The following is a 25,218-nucleotide window of genomic DNA, read 5'->3' as shown; positions in this document are numbered from 1 at the left end:
GTAAGCTGAACATTGGGAATCGTTTTCAAGGCTTCCATGATCATTGATACCAGTTGTTCGCGAGTCAGAGGAACATCAGGACGGAAAGTATTATCTTCCTTAAATCCAGAAATAAAGCCTAAAGCGATCGCCTGTTGTATTTCTGAACGATAAATGTCTTGATTGATATCGCCAAAACTGTTTGTACTGCTTGTACTGCCTGTACTGGTTGGGGGATTTTGAGGATTAGTCGCTACTCCAGTGGATGAAGCCCCATTGGCGATCGCCGCGCTCTTTCCACTAAAGTAAAAGTGACCTAACATTTTCCCGTTATAAGTTCTTTTAGTAAATTCCCAACCCGGTTCTAGTTGGAATTTTAAAAAGCCTGAAGCCATCCCTTTTGTTCTAGCGACTACAATCTCTTGAGAAGAGTTGCTTCGGTTAGTCCCTACTAAAACTAACTCTCCATTACGTTCAACGATTCTCAAAAGATAATCTAAACCATAATCTTGACCGTCAAGACGAATTGAATAACCATTACTATCAGTGGAGCGATTACAAATACCCGTAAAATCATAATTGAGCAATAAAGGGTCAACTACTACAGGGTTTGAACCGCTTTCACTCCAACATTGACGTTTACCAGGAATTTGTTGAATCACCAATAAATCATATTTATTTCCGCCATAAGGTCGGGCAATTGCTACCACTTCATTTTGATTAATTTCTGTTTCTTCAAACTGACCCGCCGCTTTTACGGAACCAATAGCAATTACACTGATAAATGCTATGGTCGCTAGAGCAGTTATTCGTTTTAATGGTGTCATTTTCATCTTCTTTTTCTCCCTTGATCTGCTCACCAAGATTTTATAGACTAAGCTTTTATTTTTAAAGTTCCGCTAGGGATAATCCGTTAGGGGTAATAAGGCTTTAAAACCTGGCCATTACCCTCTATTAGAATTAATTATAAACACTCATTAGAACAGAGAGCAGTAGCTTCATTGTTTAAAAAAGCTATGTTTTCCCATGAAGGGATTTTTAAAAAATTGAGTGACCTAACATTCAATAGCCAAAAAAATTTTGGCTTTGTGCTTTTTATTTTACTGAAAGAGAGTCCCTACGGTATAGGAAAGCGGGTTTATTTATGCGGCGTGAGAAGGCAGAAGAAAGAGGTGATCTCGGTAGTTTTTTAACTTGGCTGACTCTTACTGACAAGCTAAAGACACAGATGCTAGTCATTTAATAAAAGTTCCTCACTCACTAGCCGGACAGGTAAACAAGGACTCAAAATGATTAAAATTAAACAGAAAATACTTCTGTGTAACATTTATGCCCAAGGTTTCCCTTGCTGAACTCATTGCCGGTACTAAAGCCGGTAAAGTTGTCAGCTTTCCCACTGATACCGTACCCGCTTTAGCGGCTTTACCTTCATACTCAGGATTAATCTTTGTGGCTAAACAACGTCCGCAAGATAAACCCCTAATTCTCATGGGAGCCTCTCTAGAGGATCTTTGGCCTTATGTGAGCGGCACGGCCAAAGAATTAGACATCTGGCAAGAATTAGGGCAAAAATATCTTCCCGGTGCATTAACCTTAGTTTTACCGGCTTCAGAAAAAATTCCTGTGGCGATGAATCCTACAGATCCTACAACCATTGGTATTCGAGTCCCCAAACACCAGGTTGCTCAAATGATTTTGTCCAAAACTGGCCCATTAGCAACAACCAGTGCTAATCTATCAGGAGAACCCGCTCTTTTGTCCATGAATAAAATAGCACAAGTGTTTCCCGAGGTTTTGACTCTTGATGAAGAATCTCCTCCAGGTAGTGGTTCTCCTTCTACAGTCATAAAGTGGACAAATCTGGGATGGGAAATATTGCGCCAAGGACCAATAATACCAAGTAACCTTTAATTTCTAATCTCTAAAATGAATGAGGTTGATCGGCTCACAAAAGACTTACAGCAAGCCCAAGTGGCTTATCAAATGGCGGCACAACTTAGCCAATTCAAAACCGGCTTTTTAGCCCGCATTTCCCATGAATTGAGGTCTCCTATTAGTACCATAATGGGATTACATCAATTAATTTTACATAATCTCTGTGAGAGTCCTGAAGAAGAAAGAGAATCTATTGAGCAAGCCTATCAAGCCATCCAGAAATTGTTAAAAATGATTGATGAAATTCTGATGGTTTCTAAACTTGAATATGGCAGAATCTCTTTAAATATTATTTCTTTTTCCTTGGAAATGGTTTTTGCAGATCTTTATCAATTTACTCACTTACAAGCCGCCAATCGCAATCTTAAACTAGAAATTATTCTTCCCCAACCGGCTCTTTATATTAGGGCTGACTTGGAAAAATTTCGCCAAATTTTGATTACTCTCGTTGATACGGGAATTAACTTAACTAAAGAAGGCACAATTCAAATTTTAGCTCAAGTCAATCCCGAATCGGATCGAGTGATAATTTACCTCAATATTCCTTGTTCTGTTGAGCTTTGGCAAGAAGATGGTCAATTTCCTGGCATTGGTTCTGAACCTTCCCTTGAGACGGTTAAAAATTTTAGCAAGACGCTAGAAATGTCGCCAACTTTAAAATTTTTATTGGCACAAACCCTCATAGAAATGATGCAGGGACAATTAGAAATTTTGCCGATGTCCCCAGAAAATCAAAGCCAACGTTTCACACAAATACAGTGCTTAATTCCTCTAGCTTCGCCTGAGTCTGTTGCTCAAGAATGGGCAACGGTTTAGGAGCCTCAGAATTATAGAGAATCATAGTAGTTGACTGGTTCTCTTCAAATCCAATGCGTTGATAAAAATTTTGTTGGTAGGTGGTCATCAAATAAACTCTTTCTACTCGGTTCAGCAGAGGATGACTTAAGACAGTCTCCACTAATTTACGGCCTAAACCAAATCCTTGATAGTCGGGGTCAATGACCACATCCCAAATGGTAGCTCGATAAATTCCGTCTGAAGTTGCCCTAGCACAGCCTATCATTCGATTTCCGTCCCAGACACTGACAACCGGATTGCTGTTAGCAATTGCTATTTCTAAATCTTCAATTTGGCGGTCTCGTGCCCAAAATGAAGTAATATTGTAGAGATTTTGCAGTTGAATCAGATCAATTTTTGATTTGTCGAGACAAAATTGAATGTGACGGCAATCCATGAGCGAGTCCTATGGCTTGGTGTAAAGAAAATTTGAGTGCTGTTGTTGAATGCCAATCAATAATGCCAAACAACACTAACCCTTTTGTGTCTTTTTGTGATGGTTATTCGGTTAGGGGTTTGACTTGGCCTTAATGAAACTTTTTAGTTCCATAAGTAAAATTGTAACGAGTTTGACGGAAAAATCAAGCTTTTTTCAGTAAATTGTAAGGATTTGCTGACAAAAAATCGGATGAGCATAAGGTGGGAACGATTAGCCCACCTCATCACTTAAGCTAAGGCTAAAGCTTTTTTCTTAGGCTCTAAAGGAGCCGTTAACGCTTCTTCTAAATCCGCGCATCCTAAGCGTTCCTCGAGAATTTTCATCACCTCGCGCCCAAAATCATTAGGATTTTGTTGCCAAGCTTGCAGACATACTTCTCCAAAAAAAGACCCTAATGGTTCCGGATTCCATAATAACTTCATGGCCGTCCAAGGCATCATACTCATGGGATTATACCCAGGTTTGATGATCTCCTTTTGAAAAGCATATTGTTCTAGGTGAGTATGAGGTTGTAACCCAATAAAAAAGATCGCTGGCTCAACCTTATCAACCCCAAATATTCGCTCTAATTCTCGGTGATAAGCGATGGTTTGACGGATAGTATCAAAAGTTTCATCAATGACATTAAATGAATAATTCACTGACACCAAATCATTAAATCCTGCCGCTTTTAAGTCACGGCAATTTTGCAAGACAGTACGCAAATTATATCCCATCCGCATCTTTCGCACCAACTCTTGAGAGCCGCTAGTGATTCCTATCTCAAAATAATTCATCCCCGTTTTGACCATTAAATCACATAATTGGGGGGTTAAATTATCTGCTCGAATATAAGCCGCCCAATGGATATCCCTCATACCCGAATCAAGTATTTTTTCTAACAACTCTACCGCATCATCAATAAACTTGCGGGCGGGGATAAATTGAGCATCGGTAAACCAAAAATTCCGAATTCCTCGGTCATAAAGTTGGCGCATTTCTTTAACCACTTCATCAGCCGGGTTAATACGCACTTGTTTTCCTTCTACCACCGTATAAACGCAATAACAGCAGTTGTGAGGACAACCTCGCTTGGTTTGTACCCCGACATAAAAGTCGTTTTCTTGGAAATAATAGTCAAATTCTGACCATATACTGGCGATATAGTCGTAATTACAGGCACTTTTTTCGATAGGAGTGGGAAACTCATGAATCATTCTCTGTCTCGGTTGTGTCTCTCCCACCACATAACAGCGTTGGTCCGAAAAATCTTCACCTCGCAAAACTCTTTCTAATAAGACTTCTCCCTCTCCCACAGAAACAATCGTTCCTTGAGGTAACATCGTCTTTAACTGTTCATAAAAGACACTCACCGCACCGCCTCCGACAACCATTTTGGCATCTGGATGATATTTCTTGGCCCTGGCCAGTCCGCGACGAATTAAGCCTCGATTTCGCCAAAGTTCTCCATAATAAGCGGTTGTAACTTTTAATCCTCCTAAAGCTCCTCTTAACCTAATCAGAGGGTTTTTGGCATAGAAAAACTCAAAAGCATTTTGCAGAGGATTTCCGCCTCTTCCGCCTACTGGCGCGTAAATTTGAATGTCTCGCCAAGAGAATACCAGCAGAGTCGGCTTAAATTCATCAATACAACGATCTAAGGACTCGTTAAAATCTAACGGCGGCACAGTGCCGAGATCAAAGATTTTTTGCTCGAGATCGGGGAACAACTTATGAAGATGATCGGCTAGATAGACAACACCGATAGGAAATATTGGGTTACAAGGGAGACGGACATAAAGAACTCGCTGATTCATGGTTGCTTGGCTAATTTTAAAAGAGGTTACTATGGTTAAGGTGGACTACCTTAATAAAACTTAATAAATCTATCTAAAGACTGATGTATATAGTTGTCGTCTTTGGGATTCTATAGCTTACCCCAAAGTCAAAAAGAAAAATAAGTAATCAGCCCTGATAACTTAAGGTAAGCGACTTACTCTTAATATATCTTAACTTTAACAGCACCTAAGAGACTGAGCAACCCGTTAAAAACACACGTACTCAAACGACATCAGGCTCGACTAAGTCCAGATTTACCGCTTTAGGTACCTGCCATTGCTTAGAGGTTTCTGATGGGACCCCATTGTTAAACTGAGAATGAGTACCAGTTAGGCCAATAGAGCAGTAGCCGGCAGTTATCCGGGCTAAAATACTATTTTTGTTTTAAAATGGCGATTAAAAGTCTAAAAAATTAAAATATGAGCTAAAACCCTTTCATAGAGAGGGAATGTAATTTTCTTTACAGCTAACGGGGATCACACAATGCTAGGTTATTAACAACAATACAAAACCCGTTTAAGAAGATTCTAATCGTTATGGCTCAAATCCTAGATCCCATCCCAAATGATCAAAAAGATATTATCCTTTGCTGCTATGTGAATGCTACCAGTCAGATTCAAGTGGTTCGTATAACTAATATCTCTAACTGGTACTTTGAACGGGTAGTTTTTCCTGGACAACGCCTAGTATTTGAAGCCCTATCACAAGCATTATTAGAAATTCATACAGGGATGATGGCTAGTGCTATTCTCTCTGATACAATCCCTTGTGAACGTCTCTGTATTAATGACAGTAGTGATGATGACGATTTAGATGTGGAACCGGTTACAGTGGCGGCTACCGTAGCTCATCAAACATCCAATCACAAAAAAGCTGAGCATAACTCACAAGCGCAACCGCTCATCGTAGCTTTTAAAACGGCGTTGCTTTCTGCTAATTAAATAGTCATTAGTCATTAGTCATTAGTCATCAGTCATTAGTTACCCATTAAAACTTGTAACTGTTAAGTGTTAACTCTTCACTGAAATTTCTAGAAAAATGAAAACCGGGGCAGTTACCTGCCCCCATGAAGAAAAAAGCTCTCTCCATTCCTATCGATGACTAAACCATTTAGAAGCGATCGCCCCTAAAGCCGCTCCCACTACAGGATTACTTAAAAACTTAACCAGTGCTGGCTGATCAGCTAAGACTTCTTGAAAAACATCAGGATGATTGTGATAAGCAAAAGAAGCCAATTTACTCACATCATCGGCACTCATGCGGCTAGGATGATGGGTGGATAGTCCTAATTGCTGCTCTAGGTTTTTATCACTTAAACCTCTTTGCTTCAGGTGCTTGAGAAACTCCCGGGCCACATCATCTCGTTCATTCGGTTTGATCTGTGCCAGTGCTTTTTGTAATTCAGGTTCCATTTGGTTAGAAGGGATACGCTCAGGATGAAAAGCTTTGCCAAATAACTGCCGTCTTTCATCACGAGATGAGCGTTGAGCAAAATCATCAAAATTCTCGTATTCGTTAACCGGCTCAGTAGAGACATTATCCAGAGAGTCAGTATTGCCGCCGGCCAAATCTTTCATAATTTGGCGTTTATATTCGTCACTACTAGGCATTTTTATCTCCTATTTTCAAATTTTAAATTGATCATTCAATGCTTATTGATAGGCAATTTGTCGTGTAGAATCGTCATACTTTGCCGTCAAAATTAGTTTCTTGTCTGGCGCATAAACCAAAACCGTTAAATCATGGTTAGGAAAGTTTTTTTGAAACCCTTGTAAAAGAGATTTGGCTAAAGGACGAACATCATTAGGACGCACATCAGGAGAGAGAACAACTCCTAATTTGTCATTGTCACGCACATAAGCATCCCGCACTAAACCGGAAGCCGTTTGTATTACCCAATTTCCATAATTTTGTCCGGCTGAGGTATTTCCTCGTTCAAGCTGACTATATGTACTTGTACTGGGTAAGCTCGGAGAAGTTGTGTAAGCCTGTACTTTACTCCCACCACAAGCCGTTGTTGTGATTAATAAAATTAAAACTAAAGATAAAGTAATTACCGTTGTACGAATGCGTCTCAATATTATCACTTCAACCTCCTAAAATAGTTGAATTGTTTAACTGTTATTTAAATTTTGCTTTTTCTTTGATCCCTATAGGTATAGCCTATAAAATTGCCGATTATTCAACCTCTCTCAAAAGTTGTATTTAAAATTACATTTTGAGGTGACTTCGATCTGTAGATCGGGCTATTTTTTAGCCTCATTTAGAGGAATTTAGGCTGATTTACCTCTGTAATTTTCTATATTTGACTATCTGTCATAAGTTATAAGTAGAGAAGTATATAGCTCTGAATTGTAGGCTGGGGTGCGGAACGAGTTCCGCACTGGGGTGCAACGCTCGTGTTCCGCACTAGGGAGGGGGGCGAGTTGACTTTTCTTAACTTAACACAGTGGTCTTTATTTATAGCCTTTGTCACATCAATGAGGCACATTTAATTGTATTTTTTATTGCCAGAGTGCCTATTGCCTAATACAAAAATTATCGGGCTTAAGCCTAGGACAACTCAGCCCATTCATAGGTTAATTCTCCCGTGCTAATTTTATCCCAGATTAATCGTTGACATAATTCTAGTTCTTGTGGAGTAATTTTTCCATTAGCCCTTATGCAATATTTAATAGAGTCCATCTCATCTTTAGAAACCTTTCCATCGGCAATAACTCGTTCAATGAGACTTTTGAGCTTTTCTAGGCTTTGGAGATCTTCAGCAGAAATCGGTTGGCTATTAGGTCTATTAACTTTCATCTCTAATAATTCCTATTAGCTCTTATGCTTTATTATCTTAGCAAAAAAGGATTTTTTCTCTCAAGAACTGATAAAATTTCTTCACTAAGATTTGTGACAAAAAAGAATAAATTTAGCCTAGAAAAGTCCCTCGTTAAATTTTACTTCTTAGCTTTAAGATTGTTAAAAGCCAAGCTTAAATAATCAACTTAAAAATAACTCTAAAACCGGGCGGCTTAACCAATTAAACCCCACAGCCAAGCGATGTTTTAACGTGGGAAAACGATACAAATATAACAACCGTCGAGCAAGATAAGCTAAAGTTCCATCCATTTTAACTCCCATACTACTCAGCGTAGCATTATCGATCCCCAAAGTCATCATTTCTCCTAATCCCTGATAACGGAAAGGTAATAGGGGTCGTCCCATGATCGAAGCCCAAACATTCCAAGCACAATAATCGGCTTGTTGAATGGCAACTTGTGCCGTAGCCGGAACCAGTTGTCCGTCTTTATCTCGACAGTCAGCGAGGTCTCCAAGAACATAAATTGAGGGATGATTTTCGGCTTGTAAAAAAGAATTTGTGACCAATTTTCCGGCTCTATTTTGCGGCAAAGACAAAGATTTAATAAAATCAGAAACTTTAGTTCCCACTGTCCATAAAACGAGATCTACAGGAATAGGATCAACTTGTCCTTTATAAACTAAAGAAATCGTCTCAGCCGTAATTTCTTCGACTTTTGTCTCTAAATCTAACCAAACTAATCGTTCCTCTAAAGCTTTTTTAGCCGCATTGCGGTTAAACTCTGGCGAGGTATTTAAGATAGATTCGCTCATTTCCACAATGCGAATTCGTCCTCTTTCTCCTAAGCGATCCGCTAACTTACAGGCTAACTCTACCCCACTATAGCCGCCACCGACAACCACCACACGAATTTTATCGAGTTGGGACTGTTCTAGTTCTTTAAGCCTTTGTGCGAGACGGTAAGCATCTTCAAGGGTTCGGAAAGGAATAGCATATTCTTTAGCACCCGGCACAAAATCTAGAGGGGTTTGTCCTCCCAAAGCCAAAACCAATTTATCATAAGTCAAGTTTTTGCCATTATCTAGCTGAACTTGAGACTGTTCAAGGTCAATCTGATTAACACAACCGTGATGAAAATGAATCTTAGTATCGGCTAAGAGTTCCTCAAAAGGCGGGGCAATTTCCCAACTTTGCAGTTCTCCAGTCACTAACTCGTATAATAAGGGAGAAAATAAAAAGCGATCGCTCTTATCCACCAGAACGATTTCAGGTTTGTGAGAATTTTCCCAAGAAAATTCCGAAAGACGTAGGGCTGTATATAATCCTCCAAAACCCCCGCCTAGAATAATGATACGTTTAGATAGTTCGCTCATAGGACAGATAAAGATGCGCGGACGACGGCAGACTATTTTTATTGTAAAGTTTAAATTTTAGATTTTGCTGCGACTGAAAAGAAAATGCGAGAATTGTATCCCCCCATTCAACCTTACCGTGACGGTTATTTACAGGTTTCTCAATTACATAGGATTTATTTTGAAGAGTCGGGAAACCCTCAAGGAAAACCCGTTATTTTTCTGCACGGGGGACCCGGTGGCGGAATTGATCCCATTTATCGACAATATTTTGATCCCCAACAGTGGCGTATTATTATTTTTGATCAACGGGGATGCGGCAAAAGTACCCCTCACGCCGAGTTAACAGAAAATACCACTTGGCATTTAGTCAATGATATTGAAAAGCTACGGGAACATTTAGAAATTAATCAATGGGTGGTTTTTGGCGGCAGTTGGGGCAGTACCTTATCCTTGGCCTATAGTCAAACTCATCCGCAGCGATGTAAGGGGTTAATTTTGCGGGGAATTTTTATGTTACGGTCTAAAGAGTTACATTGGTTTTATCAGGAAGGCGCGAGTTATATTTTTCCAGATGCTTGGGAAGCTTATCTCAAACCCATTCCCCCACAAGAAAGAGATGATTTACTGTCTGCTTATTATAAACGCCTTACCAGTGCCGATCAATCGGTTCGTTTAGAAGCGGCTAAAGCTTGGTCAATTTGGGAAGGAACTACCAGCAAATTATATCCTTTTAGTGCAGTGGCTCATAAGTTTGGTGAGGAGCAGTTTGCTCTAGCTTTTGCCCGCATAGAAGCGCATTATTTTGTTCATAAGGGTTTTTTTGAAGAGGAAGATCAATTACTCAAAAATGTCCCTCGCATTCGTCATATTCCGGCGGTTATTGTTCAGGGACGCTATGATATAGTCTGTCCAATGATCACCGCTTGGGAATTACATCAGGTTTGGCCAGAGGCCGAGTTTGTTATTATTCCTGATGCCGGACATTCCATGACTGAACCCGGGATCAGGAGTGCTTTAATTGATGCTACTGACAGATTTGTTGCCCTATAAAATTACTCCCAAGCTAATGATCAGCCGCTTAAAGTCAAGAAACATGAGATCAAGACTTCGATAAAGGTATTTTCTGAATTTCCCTCATGTATGGCCCAAGCAGACTGCCCCTACCTCGGATTTTTGACTATTTAGTCATGTTCTCCAAACATGAAAATAGTGAAATCTTCTTAAATTCTCTTATACACTTGATGGCAAGAGTATTCTTAGTCTCAACGTTAATTGTAGATTTGGAGTGATGACTTACACGACCCAACAGCTAATCGATATTCTAGACCAAGAGATGCGGGCAACTTGGAGAGGAGAACGTATTCTCTTATCTTCAAAAGATCGGATCAATAACCCGGTCTTATCTAAAGCCATAGATATGCAGAAAGTTAATAAAGTCTTTGCCTATCAAGACTTTCGCCGCCAAATCCATGAGTATCAACAACAACATCAAGTCTCAGGGATTATCTGGCGTGTCTGCACTTTTGGCGGCAAATCTATCCGTTTTCCGGAACTTCACAATCAATTGATTGCTGTTCCGGGTGATAAAGAGATTCTTATGTCTGCTAAACAATCCGTCTTATCATTTTGGCAGGAAATGACCCAAGACATGAATTATTGGTTAGTGATTCACCGCCGCCGCCAAATTAACCCAGACTCTCTCGAGGAATTTATTCAACAGGCTGAATGGGCAGAAGTTGACGCGGCTCAAACCGAGCTTTATCTTGGGTTATGTTGGGGCAACCCTCAAGAATATCAATATCAATGGGCCAAGCCAAAATCTGGCTGTCATCGTATCATTGCAGCGATTAATGAACCGAGTGCTATTAAAATTTAATTAGCTCCTATGCCAGCTAAAGATCTCTTTCATAATGTCGTCAAAAACGCCCTAATTAAAGATGGATGGATCATTACAGATGATCCCCTATATCTTACTTTTGGCGGGGTTGATATGTATGTTGATTTGGGGGCTGAGAAATTAATTGCCGCCGAAAAAGATCATCAAAAGATTGCTGTTGAAGTTAAAAGCTTTATGCAAGCTTCTATCACGGCTGAATATCATACTGCTTTAGGACAATACATTAACTACAGAATGATTCTTGAAAATAAAGAACCCGATAGAATTTTATATCTAGCGGTTTCAGAAGATGCTTATGCAACTTTTTTCAGACTTTTATTTACTCAAGTATCTATCAAAAAAAATGGAGTAAAGCTGGTCATTTATGATATTAAAAAGGAGGAAGTTAGAGAATGGATAAATTAAAGCTATATCGAAAATATATAGAAAAACTCATCAGAGAATATGGGCAATATAAACCCAAATATGGAGACGTTGAAGTGCAAATGATTTTTGATCGAGAACAGGATCACTATCAACTTATCAATGTGGGTTGGGATGAAAATGAAAGAATTAGAGGCTGTGTCCTGCAAATTGACCTGAAAAATGGCAAAATTTGGATACAACACGATGGCACAGAAATAGGAGTAGCTAATGAGTTAGTAGAATGGGGAGTCCCTAAAGAAGATATTGTCTTGGCTTATCATGCCCCTTATAAACGTCAATATACGGGATTTGCCGTAGAATAAAACTTGCTCGAATGAGGCCAAATGGATTTAAAATAAAAGATTAACTAACTCAAAAACAATTTTTATACGCAAGGGAAAAATAACTATGCCCCAAGCAGTCGGAGTCATACAAACTATAGGATTTCCAGCCGTTTTAGCGGCGGCTGATGCAATGGTTAAAGGGGCGCGGGTTACTCTAGTGTATTTTGATCTCGCCGAACGAGGAGAATTTTTAGTCGCCATCAGAGGCCCCATTTCCGAAGTTACCCCGGCAGTAGAAGCCGGACTCAAAGCCGCCGCACAAACCGAAGGGGGAGAAGTGGTGAGTTACTATATTGTCCCCAACCCGCCGGAAAATGTCTTAGCAGTATTGCCGATCGAATACACCGCTAAAGTGCAAGCCTTCCGATAAGCTTCTCTAGCGTATTGTCCCAAATTAGATTATAGTTAGAGTCTGACGAGATATTATACTTTTTTTATTCAAAAAATTAGGAGAGTGGTATGCCAGCCCAATCCGCAGTGGGATCGATTGAAACTAAGGGTTTTCCGGGGATTTTAGCGGCAGCAGATGCGATGGTTAAGGCGGGACGAATTACAATCGTCGGTTATATTAGAGCCGGTAGTGCCCGTTTTACCCTCAACATCCGAGGCGATGTACAAGAAGTTAAAACAGCAATGGATGCTGGCATAGAAGCGGTAAAACGTACAGAAGGCGCAACTTTAGAAACTTGGGTGATTATTCCTCGACCCCATGATAACGTGGTAGCTGTTTTACCCATTGATTATAATGATACGGTAGAACCTTTCCGCGCATCCGTAGAAGGAGTGGCTCTGCCAACCAGACGCTAAAAAAAAGGGAGGCGACATTGACAACAGAAGAAGCTACGGCTTATGTGAAAGTTGCCGCGCGGCTGATGGGGTTATCCATCTCACCCAAATATCTGCCTGGTGTGGTAGAAAATTGGCAGAGATTAGAGGTGATCGCCTCTTTAGTCACAGAATTTCCTCTATCTGAAAACCTTGAAGCCGCCCCGATTTTTGAACCTTAAAATCATTCCCTCTCCTAAATCAACCGGAGAGGGGAACAGACTAAACGAAATTTAAGAACAATGAGTTTAAAAGCCTTGGACGCAGTAGCTTTGGCAGACTCTATTCGTAGTGGTAAAACGAAGGCGACTACGATTATTAAAGAAACTTTACAACAAATCAATAAACGTAACCTCACTCTCAACTGTTTTACCACAGTTACGGCAGAAACGGCCTTAATTCAAGCCCGACAAATTGATAGCGAACTCGAACAAGGCAAACCTTTAGGCCCTCTGTGTGGCGTGCCTTTTGCCGTGAAAAATCTCTTTGATATTGCAGGGGTGGTTACCTTGGCTGGCTCAAAAATCAATGCGGATAACCCGCCGGCCATTCGTGAAGCCACCGCTATCACTCGTCTCAAACAAGCCGGGGCCATTTTAGTCGGGGCGCTCAATATGGATGAGTACGCCTATGGGTTTGTCACAGAAAACAGTCATTACGGTGCTACCCCCAACCCCCTTGATCGTAAGCGCATCAGTGGAGGATCATCAGGCGGTTCAGCCGCCGCCGTCGCCAGTCATCTCGTCCCCATCTCTTTAGGCTCAGACACCAATGGCTCCATTCGAGTTCCCGCCGCCTTATGTGGGGTATATGGATTAAAACCCACTTATGGACGGCTATCTCGGGCGGGGGCTTTCTTGTTTTGTGCTAGTTTAGACCATATTGGAGCGTTTGCTCGTTCCGTGCGAGACTTGGCTACTATTTTTGACTTACTACAGGGAGAAGACCCCAAAGACCCAGTTTGTACTCAACGCCCACCTCAACCCTGTTTACCGGCTCTGTATCAGGGGATAGAAGGATTAAGAATTGCCATTGCTGATGATTATTTTAGCAGTGGAGCCGAAGCGGAAGCCTTAGAAGCCGTCGAAACTGTGGCACAACAATTAGGGGTCAAACAACGCATTACTATACCCGAAACCGCACGCGCCCGGGCGGCGGCTTATGTAATTACTGCCTCAGAAGGAAGTAATTTACATTTAGCGAACCTGAAAACCCGTCCCCAAGATTTTGATACGGCGACCCGTGATCGCTTTTTAGCCGGGGCCTTAATACCCTCTTCCTGGTATATTCAGGCCCAACGCTTTCGGCGGTGGTACCGTGATCGCTTACGAGAAATATTTCAAGGAATAGATATCATTCTTGCGCCGACAACGCCCTGTGTTGCCCCTCCTTTAGGACAAGAAAAAATGGTGATTGCAGGAGAGGAAATTTTAGTCCGTCCTAACTTAGGGCGCTTTACTCAACCTCTATCATTTGTGGGTTTACCGGTTCTTTCTTTTCCCATCAAGTCGCCCAATTCGTTACCGTTAGGGGTGCAAATTATTGCCGCTCCTTATCAAGAAGTGTTAATTTTTAGAGTAGCTCAATTTTTAGAAACTCAACTGGCATCAAATTCTAATTCCTAACCTGCCTAAAAAATTTTACTTGGAGAACTTTCCATGAGTAATCATCAAACCCAAAGCACAACCCCAAATAAACGTCTAGCCATTTACTATCCTTGCTTTATGGGCGGTGGTGCTGAGGCTGTAGGCTTATGGATATTGGAAGCTCTCAAAAATGACTATGATTTAACTTTATATACTTTTGCTGACTTAGATTTTGAGCAATTAAATTTGATGTATGACACTCAATTATCAAAATCTATCATTAAAGTTAATAGTCTATATCCAGCTAGTTTTAGGCAGTTACTTTACTTTTTATATTCTAATAATAAATATTTTAGACAATTTGCTTTTCATTCCCTTCTTCGCAAACTGAAACAAGAAGTCAATCAGTATGACCTCGCTATTTCCGGCTACAACGCTGTGGACCTGGGAGGAAAAGGAATTCAATATGTTCATTGGGTTAAGGTAGTAGAAGGAGATCAAGGTTCAAAAATATTTTTTCCCTTGTCTAATTTTTCTTTGGAAAATTTAAAAAATAATGTCACGATTGCTAATTCTTATATTGTCGCTGATGCCGTTGAAAAGACTTATGGAATACCAGCAAAAGTTATTTATCCGCCAGTTATTATTAAAGTCTCAGAGCTACCTTGGGAAAAAAAAGAAAATGCCTTTATTTGTAGTGGGAGATTAGTGGAAGCCAAAGAGCCTCATAAAGTCATCAAAATTTTGCAAGCTGTTCGAGAAAAAGGATTTGAGATCAAATTACACTTAACAGGAGGCGGCGGCGGAGTTGCCAAATGGGAATACAAAAATTTTGTCAAAAAACTAATTGAGAAAAATTCTTCTTGGGTAACACTTCATGAAAATTTATCTTACCAAGACTATACAAAATTGCTAGAAACTTGCAAATATGGAATTCACTATAAACAAGAGCCTTTTGGAATAGTGATAGCCGAAATGGTTAAAGCTGGAGCAATACCTTTTGTCAGAAATAAAGGAGGGCAAGTGGAAATAGTTGGGGAAGATAATCAAGAACTGTTGTTTTCTAATGAAAAAGATGCTGTAGAAAAAATTATTAAAATTTTGAGTGACCCCTTACAACAACAAAAAACCTTAGAATCGTTGAAAAACCAAAAACAATTATTTTCTACTGAACAATTTATGCAAGAAATTTCAAAATTTGTAACAAACTATTTTAGTTAAACTCTTGCTTAAATATTTTGGATAAAAAAGTTGGGTGTCACTTTCGTTTAACCCAACCTAGAAGACTAACTTATTCCTCTGCTGAAATCTCGTCAGCTTCGGGAATTTCTTCTACAGGTGGTTTAGGAGAGGGAGCCATCGGTTTAGTCTCCACCAGTTTAGGAGACTCAGCCGGTTCTATTGCATCTGTGGGTGCTATAGCCGCCACTTGTTCATCTCTAAGCTTGATAGTTAAATAACGAATGACCTCATCACTCAAACGCATGGCTCGTTCAATAGGAGCAACTTGCTTGCCATCTCCTTTATAATTCATTTGGACATAAAACCCATCAGTGTACTTTTTAATGGGGTAAGCCAGTCTCCGTTTGCCCAAATTCTTAATTTGAATTTCTTCAGCTTTATGTTCGCTCAAAAAATCTCGATATTTATTAATTTGTTGCTGTACCTGCTCGTCTAATAAATCAGGACGCATAATGTACATCATTTCATAACTTTGGCTCATGCTGATTGTTCTCCTTATGGACAAGATGGCTCCTTTGTCAATCCCTAGATCAACGCGCTAAAAGCTCAGTGATCTAACATTTACTTAAGAAGCAAGGATTTATTATCTTACTACTAATCCGGTCACTGCCGCTAGAGTCTGACTGAAAAACTTTCCTTAAAAGTTAGAGAGGCTCGGCACTCGAGTTAAAACCCGATGTTTAAGATTACGATAGAGAGAAACTTTGCTTTTATTGTCCAAGTCATCTACAAACTAAATTATTAATCCTTAAATCCCCTACCCTAAGTTATGGCACAACGCTACGTAAGAGTTAAACATTCTACCGAACAAATTTACTATGGAATCCTGCTACCTGACCGTACTGTCAAAGTTCTGGATGCTCCTCCTTGGCTAGGAGGACAGCTAAGTGAGCTACAATTAGAACCAGAAACTTATCAACTGCTTGCACCGGTTGCTCCCTCAAAAATTATTGCGGTGGGCAAAAATTATCAAGCTCATGCCGCCGAAATGGGAACACCTGTTCCAGAAGAACCGCTCTTATTTCTCAAACCCCCTACAGCCATTATTGCTGATGGCAAACCGATTTATTACCCTCCGCAATCACAACGGGTTGATTATGAGGGAGAATTAGCAGTCATTATTGGTGAAACTAGCAAAAATTGTTCTGCCTCTCAAGCTAGAACCAAAATTTGGGGTTATACCATTGCTAATGATGTGACAGCGCGAGACTTACAAAAAAAAGACGGACAATGGACTAGAGCCAAAGGATTTGATAGCTTTTGTCCATTAGGGCCTTGGATCGTGCGAGAGTTGAGTGCGGGGGCAAGACTGCAAACTTTTTTGAATGATTCTCCTCAACCGAATCAATCAGCTTTAATCTCAGATATGGTCTTCTCGCCGGAAGTATTAGTTTCTTACATTTCTGAGATCATGACTTTGTTCCCAGGAGACGTAATTTTAACCGGAACCCCTGAAGGGATAGGCCCTATGCAAGTCGGAGATAGGGTGCGGGTAGAAATTGAGGGAATTGGCGGCTTAGAAAATCCGATCGTTGTGGCTCAAGTTTAATGTTCAATCTTTTTAATAGCGAACTTGTGTATAGGCCGCCTCCGAAATGGCAGGAATTTCTGCATAACGTCCTAATGCTGATTGAGCAATCGAATACAAACAAGCAATTAATGTTCCTAAAAATATTGTATTGTCAAGGGTTTGGATAATTATATTCCCCCCTAATATGGGTTTAAGAAGTTGTTCTAAAACTATTCCCAATAAAAAAACTATAATATCTAAAAGAATTGCCTGCATGGTGTTGTAGCGAATAAAATGGCTAATTCGAGTATTTCTTACCACAGCTAAATACAAAACAAAAAAAATAATTAAATCAGCAAAGGGAATAGAGAAAAGGGGAGCTAGAGGAATTAATGGAACTCCTAACCAGGTAAAAATTGGAAATTGCTCAAATAGAGATTGACCAAAGGGAAAAGCATAATACCAGGGCAATAAATATACTAAAGCAGCGAAAATACGGTCTTTAAGATCAGTTGAACCGCGCCAGGACATTTGATATTCTCCTTAAAGCCTTTGTTTTACTATTTCCAAGATAGCGCAGTTGGCGTTAAAATATATTCCCATTAATTGATAGTGAGATTATAGTTAAGCAAACCTGATTTTACATTATTTGACTAGGCTTGTGTTGAAAGTTTACAATACACTACGGCTTCCAGCCGAGCGTAGTGTCTAGTTTAATTCAACCCAAAAATCTCATTAATCGATATTAGCAACTTTAAAGCCCATCTGACACTCATAAAGTGCCAATCGATGATTTGCCGCTTGTCTTAGGGCATGACCACAGTTTAATTTACCATGATGCCAACGGGGTGAGCCTTCTTGATTAGCGAGTAAGCAACCTTGACACACTTGTTGGGTAGAAAGAATTTGTTCGTCAGTAAGAATGACTAACATGATATTACTCCCCAATGCTGATAAGTCTATTTTAATGCTCGATTTTAGCATTAGGAACCGAAATGCTACATAGCTTAACTCAAATAGATGCAAGTCACGCCCTCTTTAGGTTCGATTGGCAAGCAGGAACAAATGATTTATAATAAGTCATTTGGGGCAGTTTGATCGTTTCTTCAATAGCACGTAATAAACAGGAATTGAACAACCGTGACTGATACCAACTTAGATTTTCTGGCCACAAGCGACCCGGCAATCGCCGAAATGATCCAACAAGAGCTACAGCGTCAACGGGATCACTTAGAATTAATCGCCAGTGAAAATTTTACCTCACCCGCCGTTTTAGCCGCTCAAGGCTCTGTATTAACCAACAAATACGCGGAAGGCTTACCCAAAAAACGCTACTATGGGGGCTGTGAATATATAGATCACGTCGAACAACTAGCCATAGATCGAGCCAAACAGTTATTTGGCGCAGCCCATGCCAACGTTCAACCCCATTCCGGTGCCCAAGCCAATTTTGCCGTTTTCTTAGCCCTATTACAACCTGGGGACACCATTATGGGTATGGACTTAGCTCACGGTGGACACCTAACTCACGGGTCGCCGGTGAACGTCTCAGGAAAATGGTTCAGAGTCGTACAATATGGCGTAAATCGAGAAACCGAACAACTCGATTATGATCTCATCCGAGAAATAGCCCTAAAAGAACAACCCAAACTGCTCATCTGTGGTTATTCGGCTTACTCAAGGATTATTGAGTTTGACAAATTTAGAGCCATTGCCGATGAAATCGGTGCTTATTTATTAGCTGATATTGCCCATATTGCCGGATTAGTAGCCACCGGCTATCATCCTAGCCCCATCCCCCATTGCCATGTGGTCACCACAACCACCCATAAAACCCTCAGAGGTCCTAGAGGGGGGTTGATTTTAACCGCCGATGCAGAATTAGGCAAAAAACTAGACAAAGCGGTTTTCCCCGGCAATCAAGGTGGGCCTTTAGAACATGTGATCGCAGGTAAAGCCGTAGCCTTTGGAGAAGCGCTTAAACCTGAATTTAAAACCTATTCAGCACAAGTGATCGCCAATGCTCAAACCTTGGCAAATCAATTAATCCAACGGGGATTTAAAATCGTCAGTAATGGTACAGATAATCACTTAATGTTAGTGGATCTGCGCTCTATTGGCATGACCGGTAAACAGGCCGACAGTTTAGTCAGCGAAATCCATATTACCGCCAATAAAAATACAGTTCCCTTTGATCCAGAATCTCCGTTTGTCACCAGTGGGCTTCGTTTAGGTTCCCCAGCCATGACAACTCGAGGCATGAAAGAACCTGAATTTATCGAAATTGGCAACATTATCGCTGATAGGTTGCTCAACCCAGAGGATCAAAGCATTAAGGAAGGTTGCCTCAAGCGTGTAGCGGCTTTGTGCGAAGGCTTCCCGCTTTACCCTCATTTAAAAATTCCTGTAGCGGCACTTGCATAAATTTATGAGGTCTTAATCTATATGAAGAAAAAAACTTCTTCATTAAAGCTTAGGTAAAATCCCTAAACAAACGTTGGGTAAATAAGCTAAACTCAGCCAGTAAATACCCAACTTTAATTTACATTAACCTCACTCAAAATGCCCCAAGATCAGCTATACCACATTATTGCCTTTCTCCTCTCCAACACAGTAGTGTTATGGAGTACCCCAGTTGTTAAAACAGTAGGTCTTAAAAGTGGTTACGTCGATCTCCCCAACGAAAGAAAGATGCATCAGCGTCCGATGGTTCGAGTTGGGGGTATTTCCATCTTTATAGGAACCTTATTTGCTTTGCTTACGGTTTGGTGGCTAGGAGGATTTGCCGGCTTAACTCCTGAGCGAGAATGGGAAATTTGGGGGGTTACCCTAGGCGGGTTTGCCTTTTTCTTGATCGGCTTAGCCGATGATTTGTACAATTTAAGCCCTTTTTCACGCTTGTTGATGCAAATTATTGTGTCAACCATCGCTTGGGGAGTAGGCGTGAGAATCGATTTTTTGTCGATTCCTTTTCACGGTTTAGTCAATATTGACTGGTTAAGTCTTCCTATTACTGTCATTTGGTTAGTGGGAATTACTAACGCCATTAACTGGATAGATGGTTTAGATGGGTTAGCCGCCGGAGTCTGCGGCATTTCAGCCGTCGTCATGTTAATGGTGACTTTAGTGATGCACCAGCCCGCCGCCGCTTTAATTGCTGCCGCTTTAGCCGGGGGAGCATTAGGATTTTTACGCTATAACTTTAATCCGGCTCAGATTTTTATGGGAGATGGAGGAGCCTATTTTATGGGCTTTACCCTAGCCGGAGTGGCCGTCATTGGCTTAGTCAAAATAACAGCAGTGACCACCATGGCCGTTAGTACGGTAGTGGCGGTTATTTTACCTTATCTGATTTTGGCTGTTCCTATTTTGGATATGTCTACCGTTATTATCTCCCGCATCAGCCAAGGTCGCTCCCCCTTTAAAGCCGATAAACGGCATTTACATCATCGTCTCCTCAAAGCCGGTATTTCTCACCGCTTAACGGTCTTATTTATTTACGCGCTCACTTTGTGGGTAGGCAGTTTAGCCCTAGGGTTTTCTAATGTGCCTAGTGGTTGGGGCTTTGCCATCGCAGCTACCCTGTTATTAATTTATGTAGGCTGGCAAGTTTGGCGTAATAGCCGACAAGTCAATAATCAATAGTTTAAACTCGGATTTTTGGGATTTTTTGATTAACTATGATTTAATAGTTTGTATCATTTTATGATGATTAAGTCTTAAATTATAGCTTTCATTTAATCATTTTTCATGAGCGTAGAAATTATTTGTGTAGGAACAGAATTATTATTAGGCGATATTCTCAACTCTAATGCTCAGTTTTTGGCAGGAGAGTTAGCTCAATTGGGAATCCCTCACTACTATCAAAGTGTGGTGGGGGATAATATACAACGTCTTAAACAAGTGATTCAAATCGCTATTTCTCGAGCGTCTATATTGATTTTTACAGGCGGCTTAGGGCCAACCCCAGATGATTTAACCACAGAAGCCATTGCTGATTTTTTTGAAACGCCGCTCGAAGAAAAACCCGAACTCATCCAAGAAATTGCCGATAAATTTGCTCAGATTGGGCGTGTCATGACAGATAATAACCGGAAACAGGCATTAGTTCCTAAAGGAGCCGAAATTTTGCCCAATCCTTCTGGCACCGCCCCCGGTATGATTTGGCAACCTCGTGAAGGAATAACCCTTCTCACTTTTCCGGGTGTGCCCTCAGAAATGAAACTGATGTGGCAACAAACGGCTATTCCTTTCTTAAAAAGCCAAGGATGGGGTAAAGAAATTATCTATAGTCGCATGATGAGATTTCGCGGCATCGGAGAGTCAGCCTTAGCAGAAAAAGTCGCCCATTTGTTTGAAGGAACTAACCCCACAGTAGCACCCTATGCCGGTTTAGGAGAAGTCAGACTTAGGGTATCGGCTAAAGCAAGCTCATCCCAAGAAGCGATTGCTTTAATTGAACCCATTAGCCAGCAAATACAAGCCATTGCTGGAGATGATTATTACGGCGCGGATGAGGATACTCTCGCTCTGGTGGTGGGGCAACAATTACGCACTGCCAAGCAAACCCTAAGTGTCGCTGAATCTTGTACCGGCGGCGGTTTAGGGGCTATGCTGACAGAAGTCCCTGGCAGTTCGGATTATTTTTTAGGAGGGATTATTGCTTATGATAATCGCGTTAAAATGGCACTACTTGGCGTTAGCGAGCAAGATTTAAACCAATTTGGTGCAGTCAGTGAACCAGTGGCTAAACAAATGGCTCATGGAGTTAAAGAAAAATTAGGCACTGATTGGGGAATTGGCATTACCGGCATTGCAGGACCCGGAGGAGCTACTGAGACTAAACCCTTGGGACTGGTGTATATTGGTTTAGCGGCTCCGAGCGGAGAAATCCACTGTTTTGAGTATCATTTGGGGGCAAGACGTGATCGCGCTGCGATTCGTTATATCAGTGCTTGTAATGCTCTTGATCAACTACGCCGACAGCTTTTAAGAAAAATTTAATAATTTAAGTGGCACAGGGTTATTTACCTTAAGTAAAGATTTATGTTAAGCTGAAACTAAACACATATAATCACAAAAATTCGTTTGTCACTCTGAGAAACCGGACAGATTATTATCCGAAAAATTGATATTAAGCTATCCCTTGGTTCACTGAAAGTTTGACAAGCTAGAGACAAGCGATATTGTAGCAGAGGAGCCGTCTATCTCGATGGACTATTTGGATAAAGTGTTGGAAAAGCTCAAAGAATGGGGACGTAAGCTAATTGAAATTCTTTTAGGCCCCGAACCCGAACCCGAGCCGGATTTGATACCTATTCCTGTTAAAGAGCCACCACGTCGCCGACACCATTAATTCCATTTCAGAACAAAGCAAACAGTGCAACAATACAGCATATTGGTCTTGCATGGCCCAAACTTAAACCTTTTGGGAAAGCGAGAACCGAATATATACGGATCTGTTACTTTAGATGAAATCAACCTCCTCTTAGCTGGGGAGGAAGAAAAGTTAGGTGTTGTTGTATCGTTTGTTCAATCAAATCACGAAGGAATTTTAATCGATACGATTCATCAAGCTTGGGGGAAACATCAAGGAATTATTATTAATGCTGGTGCTTACACTCATACGAGCATTGCCATACGCGATGCTTTATCAGCCGTTAAAATTCCTACTGTAGAGGTTCATCTGAGTAATATCTATCAACGCGAAGCCTTCCGTCACCATTCTTACATTGCTCCCGTCGCTATTGGACAAATCAGTGGTTTTGGGGCACAAAGTTATCGTTTAGGGCTATATGCTTTAGTAGACCATTTGAAAAAACTAGACAATGGTTAATTCTTGCCTGACAAGGTGATGAATAGTCAACAAAATTGGAAAACTTTAAGCTGTTTCATTGATCTTGATTGTCCTTGGCTGAGATTAATCGGAGAAAAATTAGAAAATGAGCAAGGGCAGATATTAGACTATTGGCGTATTGAAAAAGCCGACTCAGTGGTTATTATCACCCTTCAAAACGAGCGTTTGTTATTTCCTAGAGCGATGTATCGTCCGGGGTTAGGAAAAGTCACTCTAGATTTTCCGGGGGGAAGAGTATCAGAAGGGAAAAGTCCGCTAGAAGTTGTCCCCGATATATTACAACGAGAATTGGGAATTAGAGAAGAGGCAATTATCGCTTTAACTCCTCTGAACGAAACAGGATGGGCAATTAATAGTTCTTTTTCTAATCAAAAACTCTATGGATTTGTTGCCCAATTATCCTCAAACCTCATTATTAGTCCTGAATATTTAGCCGCCACTTATCCTACCAGCAAACAAGGGATAAAAGAGTTATTAAAGAACTTAACTTGTCTTCAGTGTCGCAGTCTTTTATTAGAATGGCAAATCCAAGCTTTATCAGTTGACTAATGACTAATAACTAATGACTGATGACTAATGACTAATGACTGATGACTTATTTTTGATATTTTCCTTCATAATATTGACAGGCTGTTAAACCAAGAATAGCTAGAATCAGAGCATCAGTAGAAGCCCCCACAATAGGCCCTATTCCTGGTATAATTTCCACAACATTTAAACCCGTTTTGGCTATCCCTCCTCCAAAAGCCAGCCCAAAAATAGCTAAAACTTCTCCTCGGCGGCTAGGATTATGTAGGTCTAAATTATAAGCGGCTGCAATATAAAAAACCATTTCCGATTGTAATTGAGTCATAGCGGCCATTTCAAGACCTAACAGAAGGATCGCTAGAGGAGGAAGAAAATTGGTAAATAATCCAATTCCTCCGGCTTTCCAACATCTATCTAAGATAATTCTATTAGCAATTTGACGAGGAGTTTCTAGGGGATATTGATTTTTTAGCTTATCTACATAATCTTGTATTTTTTGGGTATTAACTTCCCCTAAAAGAGTTAAAAACCAATCTTGTTTCAAAAATTTACTAACTTGTTTAACATAAGGAAAATTGGCTATTGATTGCAGGGTTTCTCCGGTTTTATAGGTAGTATTATCTATAAATTTTTCAGTTTCGGTAAAATCGATATTAATCATATTAATTGAACTTGTCTATGAGCTTGAGTTAAATTTCAGGCTGTTTTTATTCAATTATTGCTTTTTTTTCTTTTATTTTACTCTATAATAAGTTAGATTTTATGATAATTTAACCTAACCTAAAGAGAGATAATAGTTCTCTAGCACTCTTTCTTTAAAGCGCCGACAGTTTGTTTATCCAGTAGTCAGTCAAGTGATCACAAAAATGCTCACCTCTGAAGAAGCCGCTTTAGTTCAAACCGCTTTACAACTGGTAGAAGCATTCCTGCAATAAAGTGAAATACGCGCTCTTTTAGCCCGCTTTAGCGGGCTTTATTGGTTTAGTCGCACCCTTTAGGATGTAGAATCTCGAGGCGGAAACTCTAAAGGAATAGCGCCCATAATTCCCTTACGAAAATCATTTAATAACTGTACAGCCGCTCTTTCTTTATCTTCTTGGTAACGAAAGGAGGCTAATTGATAGATAAATTCTTCGCCGGTGATAGAAAAAGGATCAACAGCGTAGCGAGACTTTAGAACCGAAGCAAAATCTAACTCCACTAATAAATCTATTAAAATTGCAGCCACTCGTTGATTATCATAAGCCGCTTCTCCAATATCTTCACAAATAGCCAACTTAATAGCATTCTTTTGATCATCCAACTTAGAAGGAATGACCCCAGGGGCATCCAATAATTCTATCGCATCAGAAATGCGAACCCATTGTAATTGACGAGTCACTCCGGCACGTCGAGCGCTGGCGACAATTTTACGTCCTAATAAACGGTTAATTAAAGCCGACTTTCCCACATTAGGAAATCCAATAACCACAGCCCGAACTGGGCGAGGAAGCAGGCCCTTTGCGGCTCTTTTGCGGTTTATTTCAATACCTACAGCTTGCGCTGCTTTACTAACTGCTTGTATGCCTTGACCTTGTTTAGCATTAGTAAAGTAGGCAGTTTCTCCTTGACTTTTGAACCAATTCAACCATTGTTGCCGGGCTGATTCTGGGATCATATCGACTCGGTTGAGTACCAATATCCGAGGTTTAGTGCCTATCCATTCTGGGACTTGGGGATGATGAGAAGCCAGAGGAATTCGAGCATCAACTACTTCTAATACCACATCTACCCGCTTGAGTTGTTCTTTAAGTTGTTTTTCTGCCTTAGCGATGTGGCCAGGATACCATTGAATATAATTGGACATAAGAATTTT

Annotated in this window: 31 protein-coding genes (1 of these 31 running past the window's edge); 19 read left to right on the top strand and 12 right to left on the bottom strand. The window is 40.5% G+C overall.

Annotated features, from left to right (window positions below; translation table 11 throughout):
• Nucleotides 1-812: the 5' portion of a DUF3747 domain-containing protein gene (locus tag CYAN7822_RS07255; protein WP_013321591.1), read on the bottom strand. It extends 436 nt beyond the left edge of the window; 812 of the gene's 1,248 nt are visible here — the first part of the coding sequence; the start codon lies at nucleotides 810-812; its stop codon lies beyond the left edge, outside the window.
• 496 nt (nucleotides 813-1,308) lie between these two features.
• On the opposite strand from CYAN7822_RS07255, the gene CYAN7822_RS07250 reads away from it, so the two are divergent.
• Together CYAN7822_RS07250 and CYAN7822_RS07245 are read left to right on the top strand one after the other, a co-directional pair.
• Entirely contained in the window at nucleotides 1,309-1,890 is a 582-nt protein-coding gene (locus tag CYAN7822_RS07250; RefSeq protein WP_013321590.1) for an L-threonylcarbamoyladenylate synthase, read from the top strand.
• A gap of 15 nt (nucleotides 1,891-1,905) precedes the next feature.
• Nucleotides 1,906-2,730, top strand: a complete 825-nt coding sequence (locus tag CYAN7822_RS07245) for a sensor histidine kinase (protein WP_013321589.1) — start codon at nucleotides 1,906-1,908, stop codon at nucleotides 2,728-2,730.
• Here CYAN7822_RS07245 and CYAN7822_RS07240 read toward each other — a convergent pair.
• Nucleotides 2,660-3,148, bottom strand: coding sequence for a GNAT family N-acetyltransferase (locus CYAN7822_RS07240; protein ID WP_013321588.1), 489 nt, complete (start codon nucleotides 3,146-3,148; stop codon nucleotides 2,660-2,662). The genes CYAN7822_RS07245 and CYAN7822_RS07240 overlap by 71 nt on opposite strands.
• A gap of 269 nt (nucleotides 3,149-3,417) precedes the next feature.
• Nucleotides 3,418-4,986: a photosystem II high light acclimation radical SAM protein gene (locus tag CYAN7822_RS07235; RefSeq protein ID WP_013321587.1), complete on the bottom strand. Its 1,569-nt coding sequence runs from the start codon at nucleotides 4,984-4,986 to the stop codon at nucleotides 3,418-3,420.
• 558 nt (nucleotides 4,987-5,544) lie between these two features.
• Here CYAN7822_RS07235 and CYAN7822_RS07230 point away from each other — a divergent pair.
• Nucleotides 5,545-5,949, top strand: coding sequence for a DUF1830 domain-containing protein (locus CYAN7822_RS07230; protein WP_013321586.1), 405 nt, complete (start codon nucleotides 5,545-5,547; stop codon nucleotides 5,947-5,949).
• Between the two features lie 150 nt (nucleotides 5,950-6,099).
• Here CYAN7822_RS07230 and CYAN7822_RS07225 read toward each other — a convergent pair whose 3' ends face one another.
• The 4 genes from CYAN7822_RS07225 to CYAN7822_RS07210 form a co-directional block, all read right to left on the bottom strand.
• Nucleotides 6,100-6,618 carry a hypothetical protein gene (locus CYAN7822_RS07225; protein WP_013321585.1) on the bottom strand — a complete coding sequence of 173 codons (519 nt, stop codon included), beginning with the start codon at nucleotides 6,616-6,618 and terminating at the stop codon, nucleotides 6,100-6,102.
• A 42-nt stretch (nucleotides 6,619-6,660) separates the two neighbouring features.
• Nucleotides 6,661-7,095, bottom strand: a complete 435-nt coding sequence (locus CYAN7822_RS07220) for a hypothetical protein (RefSeq protein WP_013321584.1) — start codon at nucleotides 7,093-7,095, stop codon at nucleotides 6,661-6,663.
• Between the two features lie 466 nt (nucleotides 7,096-7,561).
• Nucleotides 7,562-7,810 carry a hypothetical protein gene (locus tag CYAN7822_RS07215; RefSeq protein ID WP_013321583.1) on the bottom strand — a complete coding sequence of 83 codons (249 nt, stop codon included), beginning with the start codon at nucleotides 7,808-7,810 and terminating at the stop codon, nucleotides 7,562-7,564.
• Between the two features lie 183 nt (nucleotides 7,811-7,993).
• Nucleotides 7,994-9,187, bottom strand: coding sequence for an NAD(P)/FAD-dependent oxidoreductase (locus tag CYAN7822_RS07210; protein ID WP_013321582.1), 1,194 nt, complete (start codon nucleotides 9,185-9,187; stop codon nucleotides 7,994-7,996).
• A gap of 84 nt (nucleotides 9,188-9,271) precedes the next feature.
• On the opposite strand from CYAN7822_RS07210, the gene pip reads away from it, so the two are divergent.
• From pip to CYAN7822_RS07165, 9 genes are all read left to right on the top strand, one after another.
• Entirely contained in the window at nucleotides 9,272-10,219 is a 948-nt protein-coding gene (gene pip, locus CYAN7822_RS07205) for a prolyl aminopeptidase (protein ID WP_013321581.1), read from the top strand.
• Nucleotides 10,220-10,457: 238 nt separating this feature from the next.
• The gene (locus tag CYAN7822_RS07200) at nucleotides 10,458-11,045 is read left to right on the top strand and encodes a hypothetical protein (RefSeq protein ID WP_013321580.1); all 588 of its coding nucleotides are present in this window, start codon (nucleotides 10,458-10,460) and stop codon (nucleotides 11,043-11,045) included.
• A gap of 9 nt (nucleotides 11,046-11,054) precedes the next feature.
• Complete coding sequence (locus CYAN7822_RS07195; protein ID WP_013321579.1) at nucleotides 11,055-11,471, top strand: XisH family protein; 417 nt, start codon at nucleotides 11,055-11,057, stop codon at nucleotides 11,469-11,471.
• Nucleotides 11,459-11,794, top strand: coding sequence for a XisI protein (locus tag CYAN7822_RS07190; protein WP_013321578.1), 336 nt, complete (start codon nucleotides 11,459-11,461; stop codon nucleotides 11,792-11,794). The genes CYAN7822_RS07195 and CYAN7822_RS07190 overlap by 13 nt, the downstream gene beginning before the upstream one ends.
• 85 nt (nucleotides 11,795-11,879) lie before the next feature.
• Nucleotides 11,880-12,185 carry a carbon dioxide-concentrating mechanism protein CcmK gene (locus CYAN7822_RS07185; protein ID WP_013321577.1) on the top strand — a complete coding sequence of 102 codons (306 nt, stop codon included), beginning with the start codon at nucleotides 11,880-11,882 and terminating at the stop codon, nucleotides 12,183-12,185.
• An 89-nt stretch (nucleotides 12,186-12,274) separates the two neighbouring features.
• Complete coding sequence (locus tag CYAN7822_RS07180) at nucleotides 12,275-12,622, top strand: carbon dioxide-concentrating mechanism protein CcmK (protein ID WP_013321576.1); 348 nt, start codon at nucleotides 12,275-12,277, stop codon at nucleotides 12,620-12,622.
• A gap of 17 nt (nucleotides 12,623-12,639) precedes the next feature.
• Nucleotides 12,640-12,822 carry a DUF4089 domain-containing protein gene (locus CYAN7822_RS07175; RefSeq protein WP_013321575.1) on the top strand — a complete coding sequence of 61 codons (183 nt, stop codon included), beginning with the start codon at nucleotides 12,640-12,642 and terminating at the stop codon, nucleotides 12,820-12,822.
• 60 nt (nucleotides 12,823-12,882) lie between these two features.
• Nucleotides 12,883-14,265 (top strand): AtzE family amidohydrolase, encoded by a 1,383-nt coding sequence (locus CYAN7822_RS07170; protein WP_013321574.1) that lies wholly within the window; start codon nucleotides 12,883-12,885, stop codon nucleotides 14,263-14,265.
• 33 nt (nucleotides 14,266-14,298) lie between these two features.
• Entirely contained in the window at nucleotides 14,299-15,447 is a 1,149-nt protein-coding gene (locus CYAN7822_RS07165) for a glycosyltransferase (protein ID WP_013321573.1), read from the top strand.
• Between the two features lie 70 nt (nucleotides 15,448-15,517).
• Here CYAN7822_RS07165 and rpsF read toward each other — a convergent pair whose 3' ends face one another.
• Nucleotides 15,518-15,949 carry a 30S ribosomal protein S6 gene (rpsF, locus tag CYAN7822_RS07160; RefSeq protein WP_013321572.1) on the bottom strand — a complete coding sequence of 144 codons (432 nt, stop codon included), beginning with the start codon at nucleotides 15,947-15,949 and terminating at the stop codon, nucleotides 15,518-15,520.
• A gap of 288 nt (nucleotides 15,950-16,237) precedes the next feature.
• Here rpsF and CYAN7822_RS07155 point away from each other — a divergent pair, with 288 nt between their 5' ends.
• The gene (locus tag CYAN7822_RS07155) at nucleotides 16,238-17,017 is read left to right on the top strand and encodes a fumarylacetoacetate hydrolase family protein (protein ID WP_013321571.1); all 780 of its coding nucleotides are present in this window, start codon (nucleotides 16,238-16,240) and stop codon (nucleotides 17,015-17,017) included.
• 12 nt (nucleotides 17,018-17,029) lie between these two features.
• On the opposite strand, the gene CYAN7822_RS07150 is transcribed toward CYAN7822_RS07155, so the two are convergent.
• Both CYAN7822_RS07150 and CYAN7822_RS07145 read right to left on the bottom strand, forming a co-directional pair.
• Nucleotides 17,030-17,509, bottom strand: coding sequence for a Tic20 family protein (locus tag CYAN7822_RS07150; protein ID WP_013321570.1), 480 nt, complete (start codon nucleotides 17,507-17,509; stop codon nucleotides 17,030-17,032).
• Nucleotides 17,510-17,713: 204 nt separating this feature from the next.
• On the bottom strand, nucleotides 17,714-17,911 hold the full coding sequence (locus CYAN7822_RS07145) for a hypothetical protein (RefSeq protein WP_013321569.1): 198 nt from the start codon (nucleotides 17,909-17,911) through the stop codon (nucleotides 17,714-17,716).
• Nucleotides 17,912-18,118: 207 nt separating this feature from the next.
• On the opposite strand from CYAN7822_RS07145, the gene glyA reads away from it, so the two are divergent.
• The 6 genes from glyA (at nucleotide 18,119) to CYAN7822_RS07120 (ending at nucleotide 23,384) form a co-directional block, all read left to right on the top strand.
• Nucleotides 18,119-19,402: a serine hydroxymethyltransferase gene (gene glyA, locus CYAN7822_RS07140; protein ID WP_013321568.1), complete on the top strand. Its 1,284-nt coding sequence runs from the start codon at nucleotides 18,119-18,121 to the stop codon at nucleotides 19,400-19,402.
• A gap of 138 nt (nucleotides 19,403-19,540) precedes the next feature.
• Nucleotides 19,541-20,623, top strand: coding sequence for a glycosyltransferase family 4 protein (locus CYAN7822_RS07135; protein ID WP_013321567.1), 1,083 nt, complete (start codon nucleotides 19,541-19,543; stop codon nucleotides 20,621-20,623).
• Nucleotides 20,624-20,728: 105 nt separating this feature from the next.
• On the top strand, nucleotides 20,729-21,982 hold the full coding sequence (locus CYAN7822_RS07130) for a competence/damage-inducible protein A (protein WP_013321566.1): 1,254 nt from the start codon (nucleotides 20,729-20,731) through the stop codon (nucleotides 21,980-21,982).
• 208 nt (nucleotides 21,983-22,190) lie between these two features.
• Nucleotides 22,191-22,334 carry a hypothetical protein gene (locus tag CYAN7822_RS38630; protein ID WP_013321565.1) on the top strand — a complete coding sequence of 48 codons (144 nt, stop codon included), beginning with the start codon at nucleotides 22,191-22,193 and terminating at the stop codon, nucleotides 22,332-22,334.
• Nucleotides 22,335-22,358: 24 nt separating this feature from the next.
• Nucleotides 22,359-22,814: a type II 3-dehydroquinate dehydratase gene (aroQ, locus tag CYAN7822_RS07125; protein ID WP_013321564.1), complete on the top strand. Its 456-nt coding sequence runs from the start codon at nucleotides 22,359-22,361 to the stop codon at nucleotides 22,812-22,814.
• Between the two features lie 18 nt (nucleotides 22,815-22,832).
• On the top strand, nucleotides 22,833-23,384 hold the full coding sequence (locus CYAN7822_RS07120) for an NUDIX hydrolase (protein ID WP_013321563.1): 552 nt from the start codon (nucleotides 22,833-22,835) through the stop codon (nucleotides 23,382-23,384).
• 46 nt (nucleotides 23,385-23,430) lie between these two features.
• On the opposite strand, the gene CYAN7822_RS07115 is transcribed toward CYAN7822_RS07120, so the two are convergent.
• Nucleotides 23,431-24,024, bottom strand: a complete 594-nt coding sequence (locus CYAN7822_RS07115; RefSeq protein WP_013321562.1) for a hypothetical protein — start codon at nucleotides 24,022-24,024, stop codon at nucleotides 23,431-23,433.
• Between the two features lie 333 nt (nucleotides 24,025-24,357).
• The gene (gene ylqF, locus CYAN7822_RS07110) at nucleotides 24,358-25,209 is read right to left on the bottom strand and encodes a ribosome biogenesis GTPase YlqF (protein ID WP_013321561.1); all 852 of its coding nucleotides are present in this window, start codon (nucleotides 25,207-25,209) and stop codon (nucleotides 24,358-24,360) included.
• Between the last annotated feature and the right edge of the window lie 9 nt (nucleotides 25,210-25,218).

Source organism: Gloeothece verrucosa PCC 7822 (assembly GCF_000147335.1).
Classification (GTDB): Bacteria; Cyanobacteriota; Cyanobacteriia; order Cyanobacteriales; family Microcystaceae; genus Gloeothece; species Gloeothece verrucosa.
Note: the sequence above shows the minus strand (reverse complement) of the source record. Positions and strands in the feature narration are given on the sequence as shown.

Excerpts from the sequence above, each read along its gene's own strand:
- CYAN7822_RS07235 (WP_013321587.1), bottom strand. The coding sequence starts at position 4,986 with ATGAATCAGCGAGTTCTTTATGTCCGTCTCCCTTGTAACCCAATATTT.
- CYAN7822_RS07245 (WP_013321589.1), top strand. The coding sequence starts at position 1,906 with ATGAATGAGGTTGATCGGCTCACAAAAGACTTACAGCAAGCCCAAGTG.
- CYAN7822_RS07230 (WP_013321586.1), top strand. The coding sequence starts at position 5,545 with ATGGCTCAAATCCTAGATCCCATCCCAAATGATCAAAAAGATATTATC.
- CYAN7822_RS07145 (WP_013321569.1), bottom strand. The coding sequence starts at position 17,911 with ATGTTAGTCATTCTTACTGACGAACAAATTCTTTCTACCCAACAAGTG.
- CYAN7822_RS07180 (WP_013321576.1), top strand. The coding sequence starts at position 12,275 with ATGCCAGCCCAATCCGCAGTGGGATCGATTGAAACTAAGGGTTTTCCG.
- CYAN7822_RS07115 (WP_013321562.1), bottom strand. The coding sequence starts at position 24,024 with ATGATTAATATCGATTTTACCGAAACTGAAAAATTTATAGATAATACT.
- CYAN7822_RS38630 (WP_013321565.1), top strand. The coding sequence starts at position 22,191 with ATGGACTATTTGGATAAAGTGTTGGAAAAGCTCAAAGAATGGGGACGT.
- CYAN7822_RS07190 (WP_013321578.1), top strand. The coding sequence starts at position 11,459 with ATGGATAAATTAAAGCTATATCGAAAATATATAGAAAAACTCATCAGA.
- CYAN7822_RS07135 (WP_013321567.1), top strand. The coding sequence starts at position 19,541 with ATGCCCCAAGATCAGCTATACCACATTATTGCCTTTCTCCTCTCCAAC.
- CYAN7822_RS07225 (WP_013321585.1), bottom strand. The coding sequence starts at position 6,618 with ATGCCTAGTAGTGACGAATATAAACGCCAAATTATGAAAGATTTGGCC.
- CYAN7822_RS07155 (WP_013321571.1), top strand. The coding sequence starts at position 16,238 with ATGGCACAACGCTACGTAAGAGTTAAACATTCTACCGAACAAATTTAC.
- CYAN7822_RS07170 (WP_013321574.1), top strand. The coding sequence starts at position 12,883 with ATGAGTTTAAAAGCCTTGGACGCAGTAGCTTTGGCAGACTCTATTCGT.
- CYAN7822_RS07150 (WP_013321570.1), bottom strand. The coding sequence starts at position 17,509 with ATGTCCTGGCGCGGTTCAACTGATCTTAAAGACCGTATTTTCGCTGCT.
- CYAN7822_RS07250 (WP_013321590.1), top strand. The coding sequence starts at position 1,309 with ATGCCCAAGGTTTCCCTTGCTGAACTCATTGCCGGTACTAAAGCCGGT.
- CYAN7822_RS07195 (WP_013321579.1), top strand. The coding sequence starts at position 11,055 with ATGCCAGCTAAAGATCTCTTTCATAATGTCGTCAAAAACGCCCTAATT.
- ylqF (WP_013321561.1), bottom strand. The coding sequence starts at position 25,209 with ATGTCCAATTATATTCAATGGTATCCTGGCCACATCGCTAAGGCAGAA.
- pip (WP_013321581.1), top strand. The coding sequence starts at position 9,272 with ATGCGAGAATTGTATCCCCCCATTCAACCTTACCGTGACGGTTATTTA.
- CYAN7822_RS07210 (WP_013321582.1), bottom strand. The coding sequence starts at position 9,187 with ATGAGCGAACTATCTAAACGTATCATTATTCTAGGCGGGGGTTTTGGA.
- CYAN7822_RS07240 (WP_013321588.1), bottom strand. The coding sequence starts at position 3,148 with ATGGATTGCCGTCACATTCAATTTTGTCTCGACAAATCAAAAATTGAT.
- CYAN7822_RS07200 (WP_013321580.1), top strand. The coding sequence starts at position 10,458 with ATGACTTACACGACCCAACAGCTAATCGATATTCTAGACCAAGAGATG.
- CYAN7822_RS07130 (WP_013321566.1), top strand. The coding sequence starts at position 20,729 with ATGAGCGTAGAAATTATTTGTGTAGGAACAGAATTATTATTAGGCGAT.
- CYAN7822_RS07185 (WP_013321577.1), top strand. The coding sequence starts at position 11,880 with ATGCCCCAAGCAGTCGGAGTCATACAAACTATAGGATTTCCAGCCGTT.
- rpsF (WP_013321572.1), bottom strand. The coding sequence starts at position 15,949 with ATGAGCCAAAGTTATGAAATGATGTACATTATGCGTCCTGATTTATTA.
- CYAN7822_RS07215 (WP_013321583.1), bottom strand. The coding sequence starts at position 7,810 with ATGAAAGTTAATAGACCTAATAGCCAACCGATTTCTGCTGAAGATCTC.
- CYAN7822_RS07120 (WP_013321563.1), top strand. The coding sequence starts at position 22,833 with ATGAATAGTCAACAAAATTGGAAAACTTTAAGCTGTTTCATTGATCTT.
- CYAN7822_RS07165 (WP_013321573.1), top strand. The coding sequence starts at position 14,299 with ATGAGTAATCATCAAACCCAAAGCACAACCCCAAATAAACGTCTAGCC.